The organism is Geodermatophilus sp. URMC 61 (assembly GCF_052931555.1).
Window position 1 is genome coordinate 945,660 of the sequence record NZ_JBRFHZ010000002.1, and the last position, 19,016, is coordinate 964,675.

Here is a 19,016-nt window from a genome sequence, read left to right on the forward strand (position 1 = left end):
CGGCCACGCGTCCGACGAGCGCCAGCGAGGAGGAGGCGTGACCGCCCTCGCCGCGATCCCCAGCCCCACGCAGGGCGTCTGGGAGCTGGGACCACTGCCCCTCCGGGCCTACGCGCTGTGCATCATCGCCGGCATCGTCGCGGCGGTCGTGATCACCGAGCGCCGCTGGGTCGCCCGGGGCGGGGCGAAGGGCGAGGTCCTGGACATCGCCGTCTGGGCGGTGCCGTTCGGCATCGTCGGCGGCCGGCTGTACCACGTCATCAGCAGCCCCCGGCCCTACTTCGGCGAGGGCGGCGACCCGCTGCGGGCCCTCGCCATCTGGGAGGGCGGCCTCGGCATCTGGGGGGCGATCGCCCTGGGCGGCGTCGGCGCCTGGATCGCCTGCCGCCGCCGTGGCATCCCGCTGCCGGCCTTCGCCGACGCCCTGGCTCCCGGGCTGCTCGTCGCCCAGGCCATCGGCCGGCTGGGCAACTGGTTCAACAACGAGCTCTACGGCCGCGCCACCGACCTGCCCTGGGCGCTGACGGTCTACGACTGGACCGGCACCCAGGCCGTCGTCGGCCCCGACGGCCAGCCCCTGGTGCTCGGCACCTTCCACCCGACCTTCCTCTACGAGCTGCTGTGGAACCTGGCCGCGGCGGCGGTCGTGGTCTGGGCCGACCGGCGCTTCCGGCTCAGCCACGGGCGCGCGTTCGCGCTCTACGTGGCCCTCTACTGCGCCGGCCGGCTCTGGATCGAGCTGCTGCGCACCGACCCCGCGGAGACCTTCTTCGGCGTCCGGCTCAACGTCTTCACCGCCGTCTTCGTGGGTCTGCTCGCGGTCGCCTACCTGGTCTGGCAGCGGGGCCGACCCCGCGAGGTGATCACCCGGGGACGTGACGCCGGTGACACCACGCCGGCCGGCGGCCACCGGGCGGGACCCGCCTCCGCGGCCGCCGCGACCGCCGCGGAGTCCCGCGACGGCGAAGACCCAGGTGGGGACGGCGACCCGCGACATCCCGGCGCCTGAGGACGACGCGCCGTTCCCGGGGTTCGGGCGTACGAGATCCGGGTTACGGCTGTGTACCCTTCTGCCAAGGCCCCCCAGTGATCCTGGCGGGGTCGCACGAGTCGGAACCGGGCCAGCGCCGCCCCGCGGACGACCGCTCCGAGGCACCATCCCCGGAGCTCGCCAGCCGGGTCGGCCCGGGGGGTCCACGGACCGTCCGCCCACCGGTATCAGCCGCAGTGCCCCGCTCCTCTTACCACTGACCACCGGCCGGGCCCCCGCCCCCCGCCCGCTCCCGTCACCGCCGACGGCGACCGGGCGTCGTGCCGACGACGGGAGTGACATGTTCGAGTCCACCGCCCCCGCCGCGCCCTCCACCTCAGGCGGCGGCTCCGTGCCGCCCTCGCGGGCCACCGCTGTGCCGTTCTCGGCCGTTCCGGCCGCGTCCGGCCTCTACGACCCGGCCAACGACAAGGACGCCTGTGGCGTCGCGTTCGTCGCCGACGTGCAGGGGCGCGCCTCCCGGGACATCGTGGCCGCCGGGCTCACCGCCCTGCACAACCTCGACCACCGCGGTGCGGCCGGCTCGGAGCCGAACTCCGGCGACGGCGCGGGCATCCTCACGCAGGTCCCCGACGCGCTGCTGCGCGCCGAGGTGGACTTCGACCTGCCGCCGGTGGGCGAGTACGCCGTGGGCATCGCCTTCCTGCCGGTCGACGAGGCCGAGCGCGCCGCGCGGGTCGAGGACCTCGACCGTCTGGCCGCCGAGGAGGGCCTGACCGTCCTCGGCTGGCGCGAGCTGCCGGTCGACCCGGACGGCGCCGACGTCGGCCCCACCGCGCGCGAGGTCATGCCGCACTTCGCCCAGGTGTTCGTCGCCGAGACCATCGGTGCCCGGGCCGACGGGAGGGCCTTCGGCGGCGGCGCGGTCGTCAACGGCGTGACCCGGCTGGAGCGGCGCGCCTTCGTGCTGCGCAAGCGGGCCGAGCGGGCCGCCACCGAGGCCGGGAGCTCCCTGTACTTCGCCTCGCTCTCCTCGCGCACGATCACCTACAAGGGCATGCTGACCACCGACCAGCTGCCCGCGTTCTTCCCCGACGTGCGCGACGAGCGCTACGCGTCGGCGATCGCGCTGGTCCACAGCCGGTTCTCCACCAACACCTTCCCGAGCTGGCCACTGGCCCATCCGTTCCGGGTGATCGCGCACAACGGCGAGATCAACACGATCAAGGGCAACCGGAACCGGATGCGCGCCCGCGAGGCCAAGCTGGAGACGTCGCTGTTCGACGGCCCGGCCGGCCCCGCCGCCGAGCTCGGCCTGGACCGGATCTTCCCGGTCACCGCCAGCGACTTCAGCGACTCGGCGACCTTCGACGAGGTGCTCGAGCTGCTGCACCTGTCCGGCCGTTCACTGCCGCACGCGGTGCTCATGATGATCCCGGAGGCGTGGGAGAACCACGACGAGATGGACCCGGCCCGCCGGGCCTTCTACCGGTTCCACTCCTCGATCATGGAGCCGTGGGACGGGCCGGCCGCGGTGGCGTTCACCGACGGCACGCTCATCGGCGCCGTCCTCGACCGCAACGGGTTGCGCCCGGGCCGCTGGTGGCACACCAAGGACGACCTGGTCGTGCTGGCCAGCGAGGTCGGCGTCCTGGACATCCCCGACTCCGAGGTGGTCGCCAAGGGCCGGCTGCAGCCGGGGCGGATGTTCCTGGTCGACACCGCGGCGGGGAAGATCGTCTCCGACGAGGAGGTCAAGGGCGCGCTCGCGGCCGAGCACCCCTACGAGGACTGGCTGCACGCCGGCCTGGTGCACCTGCCGCAGCTGCCCGAGCGCCGGCGGGCGCGGCCCAGCCACGAGTCCGTCGTCCGCCGGCAGCAGCTGTTCGGCTACACCGAGGAGGACCTGCGCGTCCTGCTCACCCCGATGGCGTCCTCCGGCGCCGAGCCGATCGGCTCCATGGGCACCGACACCCCGGTCGCCGCGCTGTCGGACCGCTCGCGGCTGCTCTACGACTACTTCGGCCAGCTGTTCGCCCAGGTGACCAACCCGCCGCTGGACGCCATCCGCGAGGAGCTGGTGACCAGCCTGGGCCGCACCTTCGGCCCGGAGCAGAACCTGCTGCACGCCACCCCGGCGTCCTGCCGGCAGCTCTTCCTGCCCTACCCGGTCATCGACAACGACGAGCTGGCCAAGATCCTGCACATCGACGACGACGGCGACCTGCCCGGTTACGCCGCCGTCCGGATCACCGGCCACTTCGACGTCAACGGCGGCGGCAAGGCCCTCGCCGAAGCGGTCGAGCAGCTGCGCACCAAGGTCAGCAAGGCGATCGCGGCGGGCGCCCGGATCATCGTGCTCTCCGACCGGGACTGCGACGAGAAGCGCGCCCCCATCCCGTCGCTGCTGATGACGGCCGCGGTGCACCACCACCTCGTGCGGCAGAAGACCCGCATGGAGGTCGGCCTGGTCGTCGAGTCCGGGGACTGCCGCGAGGTGCACCACGTCGCGCTGCTGCTCGGCTACGGCGCCGCCGCGGTCAACCCGTACCTGGCCTTCGAGTCCATCGAGGACCTCATCCGCGACGGCGTCCTGACCGGCGTCCAGCCGGCCCAGGCCAACCGCAACATGGTCAAGGCGCTCGGCAAGGGCGTCCTGAAGGTCATGAGCAAGATGGGCATCAGCACCGTCGGCTCGTACACGATGGCGCAGATCTTCGAGGCGGTCGGGCTCTCGGAGGAGGTCGTCGACGAGTACTTCACCGGCACCTCCTGTCCCCTCGGCGGCGTCGGCATCGACGTCCTCGCCGAGGAGGTGGCCATGCGCCACCGCCGCGCCTACCCGGAGAACCCGACCGAGCGCGCGCACCGGCGGCTGGAGACCGGCGGGGAGTACCAGTGGCGCCGCGAGGGCGAGGTGCACCTGTTCAACCCCGAGACGGTGTTCCTGCTGCAGCACGCCACCCGCTCGCGGCAGTTCGAGGTGTTCCAGCGCTACACCGACACCGTCGACAAGCTGTCGGAGGAGGCCGCCACGCTGCGCGGCCTGTTCACGATCAGGACCGGCGTGCGCCCGCCCGTGCCGCTGGAGGAGGTGGAGCCGGTCAGCGAGATCGTCAAGCGCTTCCAGACCGGCGCGATGAGCTACGGCTCCATCTCGCAGGAGGCGCACGAGACCCTGGCGATCGCCATGAACCGGCTCGGGGGCAAGTCGAACACCGGTGAGGGCGGCGAGGACCCCGACCGCTTCCAGCCCGACCCGAACGGCGACCTGCGCCGTTCGGCGATCAAGCAGGTGGCCAGCGGCCGGTTCGGCGTCACCAGCGAGTACCTGGTCAACGCCGACGACATCCAGATCAAGATGGCGCAGGGCGCCAAGCCCGGCGAGGGCGGCCAGCTGCCCGGCGCCAAGGTGTACCCGTGGGTGGCCCGCACCCGGCACTCCACGCCGGGCGTCGGCCTGATCAGCCCGCCGCCGCACCACGACATCTACTCGATCGAGGACCTCAAGCAGCTGATCCACGACCTGAAGAACGCCAACAACGAGGCGCGGGTCCACGTCAAGCTGGTCAGCGAGGTCGGGGTCGGGACGGTCGCGGCCGGCGTGAGCAAGGCGCACGCCGACGTCGTCCTGATCTCCGGGCACGACGGCGGGACGGGTGCGGCGCCGCTGACCTCGCTCAAGCACGCCGGCTCGCCGTGGGAGCTGGGCCTGGCCGAGACGCAGCAGACGCTGTTGGCCAACGGCCTGCGCGACCGCATCGTCGTCCAGGCCGACGGGCAGATGAAGACCGGCCGCGACGTGCTCATCGCCGCCCTGCTGGGCGCCGAGGAGTACGGCTTCGCCACCGCTCCGCTGGTCGTCTCCGGCTGCGTGATGATGCGCGTCTGCCACCTCGACACCTGCCCGGTCGGCGTCGCGACGCAGAACCCCGAGCTGCGCAAGCGGTTCACCGGGCGCCCGGAGTTCGTCGTGACGTTCTTCGAGTTCCTCGCCGAGCAGGTGCGCCAGTACCTCGCCGAGCTGGGCTTCCGCTCGCTCGACGAGGCGATCGGCCACGCCGAACTGCTCGACACCCGCAGGGCGGTCGACCACTGGAAGGCCGAGGGGCTCGACCTCAGCCCGATCCTGGCGGTGCCCGAGCGGGCGAACGGCGGGCCGCGGCACAAGGTGCGCGAGCAGGACCACGGCCTGGACGTCGCCCTGGACCAGACCCTCATCCAGCTGTGCGAGGGGGCGCTGCTCGACGCGCGGCCGGTCACGCTCGAGCTGCCGGTGCGCAACGTCAACCGCACCATCGGCACGATGCTGGGCTCGATGGTCACCCGGCGCTTCGGCGGCGAGGGGCTGCCGGACGGCACCATCGACCTGACCTTCACCGGGTCGGCCGGCCAGTCCTTCGGCGCCTTCCTGCCGCGGGGCATCACGATGCGGCTGTTCGGCGACGCCAACGACTACGTCGGCAAGGGCCTGTCCGGCGGGCGGATCGTCGTCCGCCCGGCGCGCGAGGCCGGCTTCGCCGCCGAGGACAACGTCATCGCCGGCAACGTCATCGCCTACGGCGCGACCGCGGGCGAGATCTTCCTGCGCGGCCGGGTCGGCGAGCGGTTCTGCGTGCGCAACTCCGGGGCGCTGGCCGTCGTCGAGGGCGTGGGCGACCACGCGCTGGAGTACATGACCGGGGGGCGCGCGGTGATCCTCGGCCCCGCCGGCCGCAACATCGCGGCCGGGATGTCCGGCGGCATCGGCTACGTCCTGGATCTGGCCCGGCACCGGGTCAACACCGAGATGGTGGACGTCGAGCCGCTGGACGGGGAGTCCGCGCAGTGGCTGCGCGACGTGCTGGTGCGCTACGCCGCCGACACCGCGTCGCCGGTGGCCGCGGCGCTGCTGGCCGACTGGGGGCGCTGGTCCGAGCGGTTCAGCGTCATCATGCCGCGCGACTACCGGCGCGCGCTCGAGGCCCGGCGTGCCGCCGAGGCCGCCGGAACGGATGTGGACAGGGCACTGATGGAGGCCGCACGTGGCTGACTCGACCGGATTCCTCAAGCACGAGCGGGCGCTGCCGCCGCGGCGTCCCGTCGACGTGCGGATCCTGGACTGGAAGGACGTCTACCTCTCCCGGCAGAACGGTGAGGACGCCGTCTTCCCGGTCTCCGCGGTGCGCCAGCAGGCCGCCCGGTGCATGGACTGCGGCATCCCGTTCTGCCACCACGGCTGCCCGCTGGGCAACCTGATCCCGGAGTGGAACGACCTCGCCCGGCGCGACGACTGGACCGAGGCGATCGAGCGGCTGCACGCGACCAACAACTTCCCGGAGTTCACCGGGAAGCTGTGCCCGGCGCCGTGCGAGGGCTCCTGCGTGCTCAACCTGCAGGAGTCGCCCGTCACGATCAAGCAGATCGAGTGGGAGATCATCGACCAGGCGTTCCAGCGCGACCTGGTCAAGCCGGTTCCCCCGCAGGAGCACACCGGCAAGAAGGTCGCCGTCATCGGCTCCGGACCCGCCGGACTGGCCGCCGCCCAGCAGCTCACCCGCGCCGGGCACGACGTCACCGTCTTCGAGCGGGCCGACCGCGTCGGCGGACTGCTGCGCTACGGCATCCCCGAGTTCAAGATGGAGAAGGCCGTGCTCGACCGGCGGCTGGACCAGATGCGGGCCGAGGGCACCCGGTTCGTCACCGGCGTCGAGGTGGGCAGCGGCCGGGACGGCGCCCCGACCGTCGAGCAGCTGCGCGCGGACTTCGACGCCGTCGTCCTCGCCGGTGGCGCCACGGTGGGCCGCGACCTGCCCGCGCCGGGCCGGGAGCTGCGTGGCATCCACCTGGCGATGGAGTACCTGCCCTTCGGCAACCGGCAGGCCCTCGGCGAGCTCGACGAACCGCCGATCAACGCCCACGGCAAGCACGTCGTGATCATCGGCGGCGGTGACACCGGCGCCGACTGCCTGGGCACCGCGCACCGGCAGGGGGCGCTCTCGGTGACCCAGCTGGAGATCATGCCGGCGCCGCCGGACCGCCGGGCCGAGACCAACCCGTGGCCGACCTACCCGATGGTCATGCGGGTCTCCAGCGCCCACGAGGAGGGCGGGGAGCGGCTCTACAGCGTCAACACCGAGCGCTTCGTCGGCGACGACGACGGCAACGTGCGCGCGCTGCTCATCCACGACGTGCAGCGGGTCGACGGCCGGTTCCAGAAGGTCGAGGGCACCGCGCGGGAGCTGCCCGCCGACCTGGTGTTCCTCGCCATGGGGTTCACGGGCGCCCAGCGCGAGGGTCTGCTCGACGGGCTGGGCGTCGAGTTCGACCAGCGCGGCAACGTCGCCCGCGACGGCGAGTTCATGTCCACCGTCCCGGGCGTCTTCGTCGCCGGTGACATGGGCCGCGGCCAGTCGCTGATCGTGTGGGCCATCGCCGAGGGTCGCGCCGCGGCGGGCGCGGCCGACGCCTGGCTGACCGGCGCGTCGATGCTGCCGCGGCCGATCACGCCCACCGCGGTCGCGCTCCGCTGAAGGACCCCCTGCTCCCCGCCAGTCGCAAGCTCGCGGCGGGGCCCTGCAGGGGGCCGATGACCGGTTGGGGCCGGGTCCCGCGTGCGCGGGACCCGGCCCCGGCCGCATGGACGAGCCTCACAGGGAGCCCTCCCCACGCGCGGCGGACGGCCCTACTAGCGTTTCCCCCATGTCGCGTCGCGCCAAGATCGTCTGCACGCTCGGGCCGGCAACCGGTTCCCTGGAGCAGGTCACCGCCCTCGTCGAGTCCGGGATGGACGTCGCCCGGCTGAACTTCAGCCACGGCGCGCACGCCGACCACGAGCGCGCCTACCACATGGTCCGCGAGGCCTCCGACCGCACCGGTCACGCCGTCGCCGTCCTCGCCGACCTGCAGGGGCCCAAGATCCGCCTCGGTACGTTCAGGGACGGCCCGGTCCACTGGGCGACCGGCAGCCGGGTCTGCATCACCGTCGAGGACGTCGAGGGCACCGCCGAGCGCGTCTCCACCACCTACAAGGGCCTGGCGGCCGACGCCAAGGTCGGCGACCGGCTGCTGGTCGACGACGGCAAGCTGGCGCTGTCGGTCGTGGGGATCGAGGGCCCGGACGTGTGGTGCCTGGTCGTCGAGGGCGGCGAGGTGTCCAACAACAAGGGCCTGTCGCTGCCGGGCGTCGCGGTGAGCGTGCCGGCGATGTCGGAGAAGGACGAGGAGGACCTCCGCTTCGCCCTGCACATGGGCGTCGACTTCGTCGCGCTGTCCTTCGTGCGCTCGCCGCGCGACGTGGACCTGGTGCGCGACGTCATGCGCCAGGAGGACGTCTACGTCCCGGTGATCGCCAAGCTGGAGAAGCCCGAGGCGGTGGAGAACCTGGAGGCCATCGTCGAGGCCTTCGACGGGATCATGGTCGCCCGCGGTGACCTGGGTGTGGAGCTCGCGCTCGAGCAGGTGCCGCTGGTGCAGAAGCGCGCCGTGCAGGCCGCCCGGGAGCGGAACAAGCCGGTCATCGTGGCCACCCAGATGCTCGAGTCGATGATCAGCTCCTCGCGGCCCACCCGTGCCGAGGCCTCCGATGTCGCCAACGCCGTCCTGGACGGCGCGGACGCGGTGATGCTGTCGGGGGAGACCTCGGTGGGCCGCTACCCGATCGCCGCGGTGCGCACCATGGAGCGGATCATCGACGCGGTCGAGAGCGACACCGCGTGGGCCCCCGAGCTGGTCCGGCGGTCGCGGTCCCGGTCCGGCGCCATCGTCCGGGCCGCCCGGGACATCGCCGAGTCCCTCGACGTCGAGGCCCTGGCCACCTTCACCCAGACCGGCGACAGCGCCCGGCGGCTGGCCGCCCTGCACCCCCGGATGCCGCTGCTGGCCTTCACCGTCGACGGGCGGGTGCGCAGCCAGCTGGCGCTGTCCTGGGGCGTGGAGACCTTCCTGGTCCCGGAGGTGCAGCACACCGACGACATGGTGCGGCAGGTGGACTTCTCGCTGCTGTCCATCGGCCGGCTCAAGGAGGGCGACCGGGTCGTCGTCGTGGCCGGCAGCCCGCCGAACACCCCGGGGTCGACCAACCTCATCCGGGTCCACGAGGTGGGTACCGACTCGTGACCCGGGTGGAGGGCGGCAGCCAGGCCGCCTCGCTGATGGCCGTCCTCGACCTCGAGGAGCGCGACACCGACCTCTACGTCGGCCAGACGCCGCGGACGCCGCTGCAGCGCATCTTCGGTGGGCAGGTGGCCGGGCAGGCCCTCATGGCGGCCTCACGGACGCTGCCGGGGGAGCGCGCGGTGCACTCGCTGCACTCGTACTTCCTGCGGCCCGGTGACCCCCACGAGGAGATCCGCTACGCCGTCGAGCGGATCCGGGACGGGCGCACCTTCAGCACCCGGCGGGTGATCGCCTGGCAGCGGCGTCGGGGTGAGGACGTCGCGATCTTCGCCCTGACCGCCGATGCCTCGGTGCCGGAGGTCCCGGTCGTCGAGCACGCGCTGCCGATGCCCGCGGTGCCGGCCCCGGAGACCCTGCCCAGCCTGCCCGAGGTGGTCGCGCCCTACGGGGAGCGCGCCGCGGCCGCGCTCGCCATCAGCCAGGCGGTGGAGCAGCGGCTGCTCGAGGACCCCTTCGACCGGACGCCGAAGTCGCCGCCGGACACCCGCACGTGCGTGTGGATGCGGGTCGCCGGCCGGCTGCCCGAGGACGGCAGGGTGCACCGCTCCGCGCTGACCTTCGTCAGCGACCTGACCCTGCTCTCGGCCGGGCTGGCCCGCACCGGCGGCGGCTGGGGCGGGGAGTACGTCGGCGCCAGCCTCGACCACGCGGTGTGGTTCCACGCGCCGGTGCGCGCCGACGAGTGGTTCCTCTACGAGACCGACAGCCCCGCGGCCTCCGGCGGCCGGGCGCTGTGCTTCGGCCAGGTGTGGGCCGCCGACGGCACCCACGTCGCCACGGTCGCGCAGCAGGGCCTCATCCGGTCGCTGCGCGGCTGAAGAAGGACCCCGTCCCCCCACCCCTCGCAGGCTCGGGGCGGGACCCGGGACGGGGCCGGCGGCGGGGCGCTACAGAGGGGCCCCGCCGGCCTCGGCGTGGTCGGCCTCGGCCTGCGGGGCGGTCTCCGGCGGCGTCAGGTCCTGCTGCGCGTGCGCCTGGGCCGCCGTCTCGTCCTGGGCGGCCGGGGTCTCGACCGGCCGGAGGGCCGTCGCGCTGGCGGCCTCCTCACGGGCCCGCTGCTCGGCGGCGCGGCGCTCGGCCTCCTCGCGGGCCCGCTCCGCCGCGGACTCGGCGAAGTCGGCGGCCAGCCAGTCGTACCCCTCGCACAGCAGCGTCCAGGCCCGCTCGACGTGTGCCCGCGTCGTCGCCGGCGCGCCGATCGCCACCCGCAGCACCGCCTGGCCGCCGACGGTGGTGTGGGTCAGGAAGACCTCGCCGCCGTCGTTGAGCCGCTCCAGCAGGGTCATGGTGGCGACGTCGGCGTCCACCCCCTCGGCCCAGCGCGGGCGCAGGCACACCAGCGACAGCGGATGGGGGACGACGACGTCGAACCGGTCGTCGGCCTCCGCCCAGCCGGCCAGCTCCTGCGCCAGCGCGACCCCGGACCGGATGTGCGCCCGCAGCCCCTCGGCGCCGTACCAGCGCAGCACGAACCACAGCTTGAGCGCGCGGAAGCGGCGGCCGAGCTCGATCTGCCAGTCGCGGTAGTCGACGACCGCGCCGGCGTCGGTGGCGGCGTTGCGCAGGTACTCCGGCAGGATCGCCAGCGCCCCGGTGAGCGCGGCCCGGTCGGCCACCCAGAACAGCGTCGCGTCGAAGCCGGTGAGCAGCCACTTGTGCGCGTCGGTGGTGTAGCTGTCGGCCCACTCGACGCCGGCCTGCAGCGCCCGCAGCTCGGGGACGACGGCGCTCACGCCCGCGTAGGCGGCGTCCACGTGCAGCCAGACGCCGGCGTCGCGACAGATCGGGCCCAGCTCGGCGAGGGGGTCGAGCGCCGTCGTCGACGTCGTCCCCACGGTGGCGCAGAGCAGCACCGGCCGGTAGCCGCGGGCGACGTCCCGCTCCAGGCGCGCCCTGAGCGACTGCGGGCGCATGGCCAGGTCACCGTCGACCTCGACGATGCGGACCGCGTCGCTGCCGAGGCCGGCGATCCGCACGGCCTTCTCCATCGAGGAGTGCGTCTCCGCCGAGACGTAGACGGTGTACTCGTCGGGCCGGACGCCCGAGCGGACCGTCCCGCCGCCGCTGGCCCGGTGCAGGGCCGCCAGCAGCGCGACGAGGTTGGCGCCGGAGCTGGAGTCCTGGACGACCCCACCCCCCGGACCGGTCGACAGGAAGGTCTCCGGCAGGCCGAGCAGGCCGGCGAACCAGTCGAGCACGTGCTGCTCGAGCTCGGTGGCCGCGGGGCTGGTCACCCACGACATGCCCTGCACCCCCAGGCCCGCCGACACCAGGTCGCCGAGCACCGAGGGCCCGGACGTGTTGGCCGGGAAGTAGCCGAAGAAGCCGGGGTGCTGCCAGTGGGTGAGCCCGGGGACGACGACGCGGTCGAGGTCGGCCAGGACGGCGTCGAACGACTCACCCTGCTCGGGTGGGGCGTCCGGCAGCGCGGCGCGCACGTCGCCGGGGATGGCGGGGGAGCGGACGGGCAGCGAGCCGACCCGCGTCCAGTAGTCGGCGATCCAGTCGACGACCTCGTGGCCGTGCCGCCGGAACTGCTCCGGGGTCATGTGCGGGGCGGACGGCGTCGGCTCGGGCTCGCTCACGGCACCCACCGTATGGCCCGGTGCCGTCGTGGTCCTGAGGTGCCCCCGGTGCGACTCGAACGCACACTGCGCGGGTTTTGAATCCGCTCCCTCTGCCGATTGGGGTACGGGGGCGTAGCGGCCGGCGGCCGAGGAGCAGCCTAACGGCCCGTCGTGTTCCGTCCCGCATCGCTAGGCTCCGGCGCGTGAGCAGCGAGCCGATCCGGGTCCTCATCGCCGAAGACGAGGCGCTCATCCGCCTCGACCTCAAGGAGATGCTCGAGGAGGAGGGGTACACCGTCGTCGCCGAGGTCGGTGACGGCCAGCAGGCCGTCGACCAGGCCACGGAGCTGCGGCCGGACCTCGTCATCCTCGACATCCAGATGCCGGTGCTCGACGGGCTCTCGGCGGCCGAGCAGATCGCCTCGGCGCGCATCGCCCCGGTCATCGTGCTGACGGCCTTCAGCCAGCGGGAGCTGGTCGAGCGGGCGCGCGACGCCGGCGCGATGGCCTACCTGGTCAAGCCGTTCTCCAAGAACGACCTGGTACCGGCCATCGAGGTGGCCCGTGGCCGCTTCGCGGAGATGACCGCCCTCGACGGGGAGGTCCGCACGCTCGAGGAGCGCCTGGAGACCCGCAAGGTGGTCGAACAGGCCAAGGGCAAGCTGATGGCCGACCAGGGGATGACCGAGGCCGAGGCCTTCCGGTGGATCCAGCGGACGGCGATGAACGAGCGGACGTCGATGAAGGCGCTCGCCCAGCGCATCCTGCAGCCGCAGGCCGCCGCGGACCCGACGACGGGCGGCTGAGACCTGCGGTGTGACCCCGGTCGCGCGTCCGACACGCCGTGTGACGGGCCGGGATCCGGCAGGTCACGACCTGATCACGGTCCGGGCGACCCCCGCTCCACCCCCGGATCCGGCAGTTACCTTCCCCCCACTGACCGGTCGCCCGCCTGGGCGGACGGGTGTACGACCGACACCACAGTGGGAGTTGTTTGATGCGCACAGGCATCCTCGCGCGCAACGCCGCCGTCGCGGCCGCTGCCCTCCTCGTCCTGACCGCCTGTGGCGGCGGTGGCGACGACAGCGGCGGCGGTGGTGGTGGCGACGCGGCCGGCGAAGGCGGCGGCGAGCGACAGGTCAACGTCTACGGCACCGACGGCAACATGGGCAACGCCCTGGGTGAGTCCTTCTCCCAGCAGGGCTCCCTGGCCGGCATGAAGGGCACGACGCCGCTCACCGAGCTGGGCGCGGAGTTCACCGACCGGCTCCGCGAGATCGACCCGAACCTGCAGGACTACAACTACGCCGGCGAGACCTACGACGCGGTCGTCGTCACGGCGCTCGCCGCGCAGGCGGCCGGTACCAACGACGCGAACGTCTTCAAGGAGTTCATCAACGGGATCACCGTGGGCGGCGAGGCCTGCACCGACTTCGCGGCCTGCCTGGAGATCATCAACAACGGCGGGAACGTCGACTACGACGGGATCTCCGGCCCGCTGAGCTTCACCGACGCCGGCGAGCCGGCGGAGGCGAGCTTCGGCATCCTGCAGTTCGGCGAGGACAACCAGCTCGACCAGGACGCCACCGAGTACGTCCTCGCCGGTGACGAGGCCAACGCCACCACCGACGAGGGCCCGGCCTACGCCGCGCCCGGCGCCACCGGTGAGCCGCTGGTGATCGGGACCCTGCTGCCGCTGACCGGCAACCTCGCCTTCCTCGGCCCGCCCGAGGTCGCCGGCGCCCGCCTGGCGGTCAACGACATCAACGCCGCCGGCGGTGTGCTGGGCCAGCCGGTCCAGCTCATCGAGGGTGACTCCGGTGACGCCTCGACCGACACCGCCACCCAGACGGTGGACCGCCTGCTGCAGGGCGGCGTCAACGCCATCATCGGCGCGGCGTCCTCGGGCGTCAGCCTGACCGTCATCGACCGGATCACCGGTTCCGGCGTCGTCCAGTTCTCGCCGGCGAACACCTCCGACCAGTTCACCGACTACAACGACAACGGGCTGTACTTCCGCACCGCGCCCCCGGACACGCTGCAGGCCCGGGCGCTGTCGGACCTGATCATCAACGACGGCAACAACACCGTCGGGATCATGGCGCTCAACGACCCGTACGGCACCGGTCTGATGGAGAACACCCGGCAGAACCTGATCGCCGCGGGCCTGGCCGAGGACAGCATCCAGACGCTGACCTACGACCCGCAGGCGGCGAACTACGACGCCGAGATCCAGCAGATGGTGGACTTCGCCCCCGACGCCGTCGTGGTGATCGGCTTCGAGGAGTCCGCGCGCATCATCGAGGGTCTCAACTCGCAGGGCATCGGCCCGTCGCGTTGATCCCCGCAGGCGTCGACCGCGGCGCCTGACCGACCGGCCGGCGGCCCGGTACCCCTTTCCGGGGTGCCGGGCCGCTGTCGTCCCCGGGGTCAGCGCCGCAGGTGCTGCCCCTCCGGCGCCCAGTCGGCCGGGCGGCCGGTGTGGTTGGAGAACTCCACCGACCAGCGCCACCAGCTGCGGTCGGACGCGTGCTGCCACGCGGTCAGGACGCCGACCTCGCCGCCGGGCAGCAGGACCGGCAAGCCGTACAGCTCCGGATCGGGCCAGACCTCGCGGCGGCGGACCTGCCCGCCGTCGAGCTCGAGCAGCGTGATGGGGGAGTAGTCGCCGTCCCGGTCGGCGTCGGCGCCCAGCACCAGCGAGCCGTCGTCCGCCCGCACCTCCAGCTGCAGCCGGGCGGGCGCGGCGTGCACCAGCACGCGGGAGAAGCCGCTCGCCGTCGTGCAGCGGGCGAACTCCAGGCCGTTCATCCCGCCGTCGCGGGACCGCAGCTCCCAGGTCCAGTTCATGTCCGTGGTCTACCCAGCACGACGGCGCCGGCCCCCGTAGGGGACCGGCGCCGCTGTGGTGAGGTACTGGAACGGCCCCGCTGCGGGGCCCCGCCGTGGCCCCGTCCCGGGTCGCGCCCTGAGCTTGCGGAGGGTGGGGAGGACGGGTCCTGTTTCAGTGCGCCTTGGCCAGCGTCCCCAGGTAGAGCTCGATGACCTTGGGGTCGTGCATCAGCGACTCACCGGTGTCGGTGTAGGCGTTGCGGCCCTGGTCGAGGACGTAGCCGCGGTCGCAGATCTGCAGGCACCGGCGGGCGTTCTGCTCGACCATGATGATCGAGACACCGGTCGCGTTGATCCGCCGGCAGCGGATGAACACCTCGTCCTGGTAGGCGGGGGAGAGGCCGGCCGACGGCTCGTCGAGCAGCAGGACGGACGGCTCCATCATCAGCGCCCGTCCCATGGCCACCATCTGCCGCTCACCACCCGACAGCGACCCGGCCTTGATCCTGCGGCGTTCCCCGAGCAGCGGGAACAGGTCGGCCACGTAGTCGAAGCGCTCGCGGAAGACCTTCGGTCGCAGGTAGGCGCCCATCTGCATGTTCTCCTCGATGGTCAGCGAGGGGAACACGTTGTTGTTCTGCGGCACGTAGCCGACACCGAGGGAGACCAGCCGGTGGGCCGGCGCGGACGTGATGTCCTCGCCGCGGAGGCTGACCGTGCCCGAGCGCACCGGGATGAGCCCGAACAGCGTCTTGAGCAGCGTGGACTTCCCGGCGCCGTTCGGGCCGATGATGCCGACCAGCTCGCCGTCCTGCAGGTAGAAGTCGCAGCCGTTGAGGATGTTGACGCCGGGCACGTACCCGGCGACCAGCTCGTCGGCCCGCACCAGCGCGCCCTCGGCGAGCCGCACGTGCTCCTCGCGGGTGGCGGCCAGCTCCGCCCGGGACATCTCCCCGGCGATCGCCCGCTGGTCGGGGGTGCCGCCGTCCGCGTGCCCGACCTGGAACATCGGGTCCTGCATCGCCGGGTCGTCCATGGTGCTCATCGGTCCTCCTCGCGTCGGGTGTCGGAGCCGATGACGTCGCCCTCGGCGTTCTCCTCGCGGGCGATCTCCGCCTGGGCCTCGGCGAGGACGCGGTCCTCCTCCTCGACCGTGAGCGGGGCGTCGTGGTGCGCGCCGAGGTAGGCGTCGACCACCGCCTGGTTCTGGCTGATCGACTCCGGCGGGCCCTCCGCGATGACCTTGCCGGCGGCCATGACCACGACCCAGTCGCTGATGTCCCGGACGACGTCCATGTCGTGCTCGACGAAGATCACCGTCATGCCCTCCTCGCGGAGGTCCTTGACGTGGCCGAGCAGGCTCTGCGTCAGCGCCGGGTTCACCCCGGCCATCGGCTCGTCGAGCATGACGACCTTCGGGTCGCTCATGAGCGCGCGGGCCATCTCCAGCAGCTTGCGCTGACCACCGGAGAGCGTGCCGGCGAAGTCGTCCTTCTTGCGGTCGAGCTTGAACCGGGTGAGCAGCTCCATCGCTTTCTCGGTGTTGGCGCGCTCCTGTCCTCGCCAGGTGCCGGGCACCAGGGCACGCAGGAAGCTCTCGCCCTTCTGCCCCTGCGCGCCGAGCAGCATGTTCTGCAGCACGGTGAGCCGGGACAGCGCCTTGGTCAGCTGGAAGGTGCGGACGACGCCCAGCCGGGCCACCTGGTGCGGCGCCAGCTTGCCCAACGGGCGGCCGTCGAAGGACCACGTGCCGGTGTTGGGCTGGTCGAAGCCCGTGAGCAGGTTGAACAGCGTGGTCTTGCCGGCGCCGTTGGGCCCGATCAGGCCGGTGATGCCGCCGCGCTGCACCTCCAGGTGGTCCACCGACACCGCGGTGAGGCCGCCGAACGTGCGCGTCACGCCGTCGACGACGATGGCCGGGTCGGGCTTGGCGACCCCGACCTCCCAGGGGAGGTCGCGCAGCGCGGCCCGGGCGAGCAGGCGGGGCGCTCGGCCGGTCCCCGCCGGCTCCATGGCCGCCGCGTGCGCCCCGTTCGAGGCCGGCTGGCCGGGGGTGGGGTCAGCGGGCATCGAGCATCACCTCTCGTCGGTCGCCGAAGATGCCCTGTGGTCGGAAGACCAGCAGCAGCATGAGTCCGAGCCCGATCAGCACGAACCGGATCTGAGCCACGTCGGTCGCCGAGAGCAGGTCCTCCGGGATCACGCCGTTGCCGATCAGCGTACGCAGGCCGGTGTCGGCGAACTGGATGATGAAGAACATCAGCATCGAGCCGACGACCGGACCGAGGACGCGGGCCGCGCCGCCGAGGATCAGGGCGGCGTAGGCGAGGAAGGTGTTCGCGTTCTGGTACTGGTCGGGGTTGGCCGACGCGGTGCCGAGGGCGTAAATCATCCCGCCCAGGGCGCCGAGCACACCGCCGAGGACCAGCGCCTGCATCTTGTAGACGTAGACGTTCTTGCCGAGGGCGCGCACGGCGTCCTCGTCCTCGCGGATGGACTTGACCACCCGGCCCCAGGGGCTGCGGACCAGGAGCCAGACGAGCAGGCAGGACAGCGCGACGAGGACCCACCCGACCGCGGTGACCCACAGCTCGGCGCCGCTCCACTGGGTGCCGAGGATCGGGTAGCGGCGGGAGGTGTCCCACGGTGCCAGGGCCACGAAGTCGGCGTTGAAGCCGGCCAGCCCGCGGGTGCCGTTGGTGACCGGGGTGGCAGACACCGAGCGGAACAGCAGCCGCAGCCCCTCGGCCGCCGCGATGGTCGCGATGGCGAGGTAGTCCGCCCGCAGCCGCAGGGTCGGCAGACCCAGCAGCAGGGCCAGGACGACCGCGGCGAGCAGGCCGATGACGACACCCACCCAGAACGGCAGGCCCCACTGGCTCACCGAGATGGCGATGCCGTAGCCGCCGAGCATGGCGAAGGCGATCTGCCCGAAATTGAGCAGGCCGGTGTACCCGAACTGCACGTTGATGCCGATGGCGAGCAGCGCGAGGAAGACGGCCTGGAAGCCCAGGCCGGCCTTGAGCGCGACGGCCAGGGCGTCGATCAGTTCACCCATCGCTCAGCCCACCCTCACCCGGCTGCCGAGGATGCCCTGCGGCCGCACGATCAGGATGACGATCAGCAGGAGCAGCCCGCCGACGTACTTGACGTCGTTCGGGATGACCAGCGTCGACATCTGCACGAAGACACCCACCACGATGCTGCCCACGAGGGCGCCGTAGGCGGTGCCGAGACCGCCGAGGGTGACCCCGGCGAACATGAGCAGCAGCAGCCGGAAGCCCATGTCCCACTGCACCTCGTCGGAGAGGCCGAGCAGGACGCCGCCGAGGGCCGCGAGCGCGCCGCCCATCATCCACACGACCAGGATCACCCGGTTGACGTTGATGCCCGAGGACGCCGCGAGGTCTCGGTTGTCGGCGACCGCCCGCATCGCCTTGCCGATCTTGGTGCGCTGGAGCATGACCGCCACCAGGAGCAGCGTGACCAGCGCGATGACGATCGACGCGAGGTCGGCGTTGGTCATGGTGAACGCGCCGTAGTCGACCGCCCGCTGGCCGCGGTAGTCGGCGTAGGCCTCCGAGCCCCCGCCGAAGATGATCTGGTACAGGTAGCGCAGCAGCAGCGACAGGCCGATCGAGATGACCAGCGCGGCGACCAGGCCGGTCCCGCGCCGGCGCAGCGGCCGCCAGATCGCCAGCTCGTTGAGCGCGCCGATGCCCGCACCGATCACCATGGCGATCAGCGCGGCCGGGATCAGCGGCACGCCGCCCCGCACGTTGATGAACCACGCGGCGATCGCGCCGATGGTCACCAGCTCGCCGTGGGCGAAGTTGGTCAGCCCGGTGGTGCCGAAGATCAGCGAGAGGCCGACCGCCGCCATGGCGATGAGCAGGCCGAAGCGCAGGCCCTCCACGAGCAACTGGACCCAGCGGACCGTGCCGCCACCGGACTCCCGGCTGCCGTCGCTGAGCGCGATGATCACGCCCTGGTTGCGGCCGGCGTCGACGGTGACCGTGCGGCTGTTCTCGCCGGTGAGCACCACGCCCTCGGGCAGGTCGTCGGCGTTGATCGTGACGGTGTACTGACCCGGACCGGGCACCGGCACCGCCCACCGGCCGTCCTCGTCGGTCTCGACGGTGTCGACCTCGGTGCCGTCGGCGGCCGTGACGACCACCTCGACGCCCTCGACCGGCCCGAGGACGTTGGTCCGCAGGGTGCCCGACACCTGCTCGGCGGCCGCGGGCTCCTCGGTCTGCGCGGAGGCGGTGCCGGGGGCCAGCGTCAGGGCGAGGCCGCCGAGGAGGGCCAGCAGGAGCAAGCGGAGCAGCATCCGGCCGCCGCGAGCGCGGGATCCCCGTGCGGACCGGCGCCGGCCGGGAGCGGGTCCCCTGGGGGCGCCGCGTCCCGGTACACGGCCTGGTGCGTGCGTCACTCGACCTCCCTGGCTGTGTGCATGACGGGCGACG

The 19,016-nt window shown here is 72.7% G+C and carries 13 protein-coding genes and 1 tRNA gene; 7 read left to right on the top strand and 7 right to left on the bottom strand.

Features of this window, described 5'->3' with window-relative positions:
* Positions 1 to 37 precede the first annotated feature (37 nt).
* From lgt to ACU610_RS04460, 5 genes are all read left to right on the top strand, one after another.
* Entirely contained in the window at positions 38 to 1,009 is a 972-nt protein-coding gene (lgt, locus tag ACU610_RS04440; protein ID WP_446766509.1) for a prolipoprotein diacylglyceryl transferase, read from the top strand.
* 322 nt (positions 1,010 to 1,331) lie between these two features.
* Entirely contained in the window at positions 1,332 to 6,023 is a 4,692-nt protein-coding gene (gltB, locus tag ACU610_RS04445) for a glutamate synthase large subunit (RefSeq protein ID WP_446766510.1), read from the top strand.
* Complete coding sequence (locus ACU610_RS04450; protein WP_446766511.1) at positions 6,016 to 7,503, top strand: glutamate synthase subunit beta; 1,488 nt, start codon at positions 6,016 to 6,018, stop codon at positions 7,501 to 7,503. The genes gltB and ACU610_RS04450 overlap by 8 nt, the downstream gene beginning before the upstream one ends.
* Positions 7,504 to 7,672: 169 nt before the next feature.
* On the top strand, positions 7,673 to 9,088 hold the full coding sequence (gene pyk / locus ACU610_RS04455) for a pyruvate kinase (protein ID WP_446766512.1): 1,416 nt from the start codon (positions 7,673 to 7,675) through the stop codon (positions 9,086 to 9,088).
* Positions 9,085 to 9,966 (top strand): acyl-CoA thioesterase, encoded by an 882-nt coding sequence (locus tag ACU610_RS04460; RefSeq protein WP_446766513.1) that lies wholly within the window; start codon positions 9,085 to 9,087, stop codon positions 9,964 to 9,966. Before pyk ends, ACU610_RS04460 begins: the two co-directional genes overlap by 4 nt.
* Before the next feature lie 69 nt (positions 9,967 to 10,035).
* Here the strand turns inward: ACU610_RS04460 and ACU610_RS04465 are convergent, their stop codons facing one another.
* Both ACU610_RS04465 and ACU610_RS04470 read right to left on the bottom strand, forming a co-directional pair.
* Complete coding sequence (locus ACU610_RS04465; protein ID WP_446766514.1) at positions 10,036 to 11,733, bottom strand: pyridoxal-dependent decarboxylase; 1,698 nt, start codon at positions 11,731 to 11,733, stop codon at positions 10,036 to 10,038.
* Positions 11,734 to 11,773: 40 nt separating this feature from the next.
* Positions 11,774 to 11,847 (bottom strand) — tRNA-Leu (locus tag ACU610_RS04470).
* Between the two features lie 71 nt (positions 11,848 to 11,918).
* On the opposite strand from ACU610_RS04470, the gene ACU610_RS04475 reads away from it, so the two are divergent.
* Both ACU610_RS04475 and ACU610_RS04480 read left to right on the top strand, forming a co-directional pair.
* Entirely contained in the window at positions 11,919 to 12,521 is a 603-nt protein-coding gene (locus tag ACU610_RS04475) for an ANTAR domain-containing response regulator (protein WP_446766515.1), read from the top strand.
* A 191-nt stretch (positions 12,522 to 12,712) separates the two neighbouring features.
* Positions 12,713 to 14,056 carry an ABC transporter substrate-binding protein gene (locus tag ACU610_RS04480; protein WP_446766516.1) on the top strand — a complete coding sequence of 448 codons (1,344 nt, stop codon included), beginning with the start codon at positions 12,713 to 12,715 and terminating at the stop codon, positions 14,054 to 14,056.
* Between the two features lie 89 nt (positions 14,057 to 14,145).
* Here ACU610_RS04480 and ACU610_RS04485 read toward each other — a convergent pair whose 3' ends face one another.
* The 5 genes from ACU610_RS04485 to ACU610_RS04505 all read right to left on the bottom strand — a co-directional run bounded on the left by ACU610_RS04485 (position 14,146) and on the right by ACU610_RS04505 (position 18,880).
* Positions 14,146 to 14,565 (bottom strand): DUF7712 family protein, encoded by a 420-nt coding sequence (locus ACU610_RS04485; RefSeq protein WP_446766517.1) that lies wholly within the window; start codon positions 14,563 to 14,565, stop codon positions 14,146 to 14,148.
* 154 nt (positions 14,566 to 14,719) lie between these two features.
* Positions 14,720 to 15,592: an ABC transporter ATP-binding protein gene (locus ACU610_RS04490; RefSeq protein ID WP_446766518.1), complete on the bottom strand. Its 873-nt coding sequence runs from the start codon at positions 15,590 to 15,592 to the stop codon at positions 14,720 to 14,722.
* Positions 15,589 to 16,617, bottom strand: coding sequence for an ABC transporter ATP-binding protein (locus ACU610_RS04495; protein WP_446766519.1), 1,029 nt, complete (start codon positions 16,615 to 16,617; stop codon positions 15,589 to 15,591). Before ACU610_RS04495 ends, ACU610_RS04490 begins: the two co-directional genes overlap by 4 nt.
* Positions 16,607 to 17,605, bottom strand: a complete 999-nt coding sequence (locus ACU610_RS04500) for a branched-chain amino acid ABC transporter permease (protein ID WP_446766520.1) — start codon at positions 17,603 to 17,605, stop codon at positions 16,607 to 16,609. Before ACU610_RS04500 ends, ACU610_RS04495 begins: the two co-directional genes overlap by 11 nt.
* Before the next feature lie 3 nt (positions 17,606 to 17,608).
* Positions 17,609 to 18,880: an ABC transporter permease subunit gene (locus ACU610_RS04505; RefSeq protein ID WP_446766521.1), complete on the bottom strand. Its 1,272-nt coding sequence runs from the start codon at positions 18,878 to 18,880 to the stop codon at positions 17,609 to 17,611.
* Between the last annotated feature and the right edge of the window lie 136 nt (positions 18,881 to 19,016).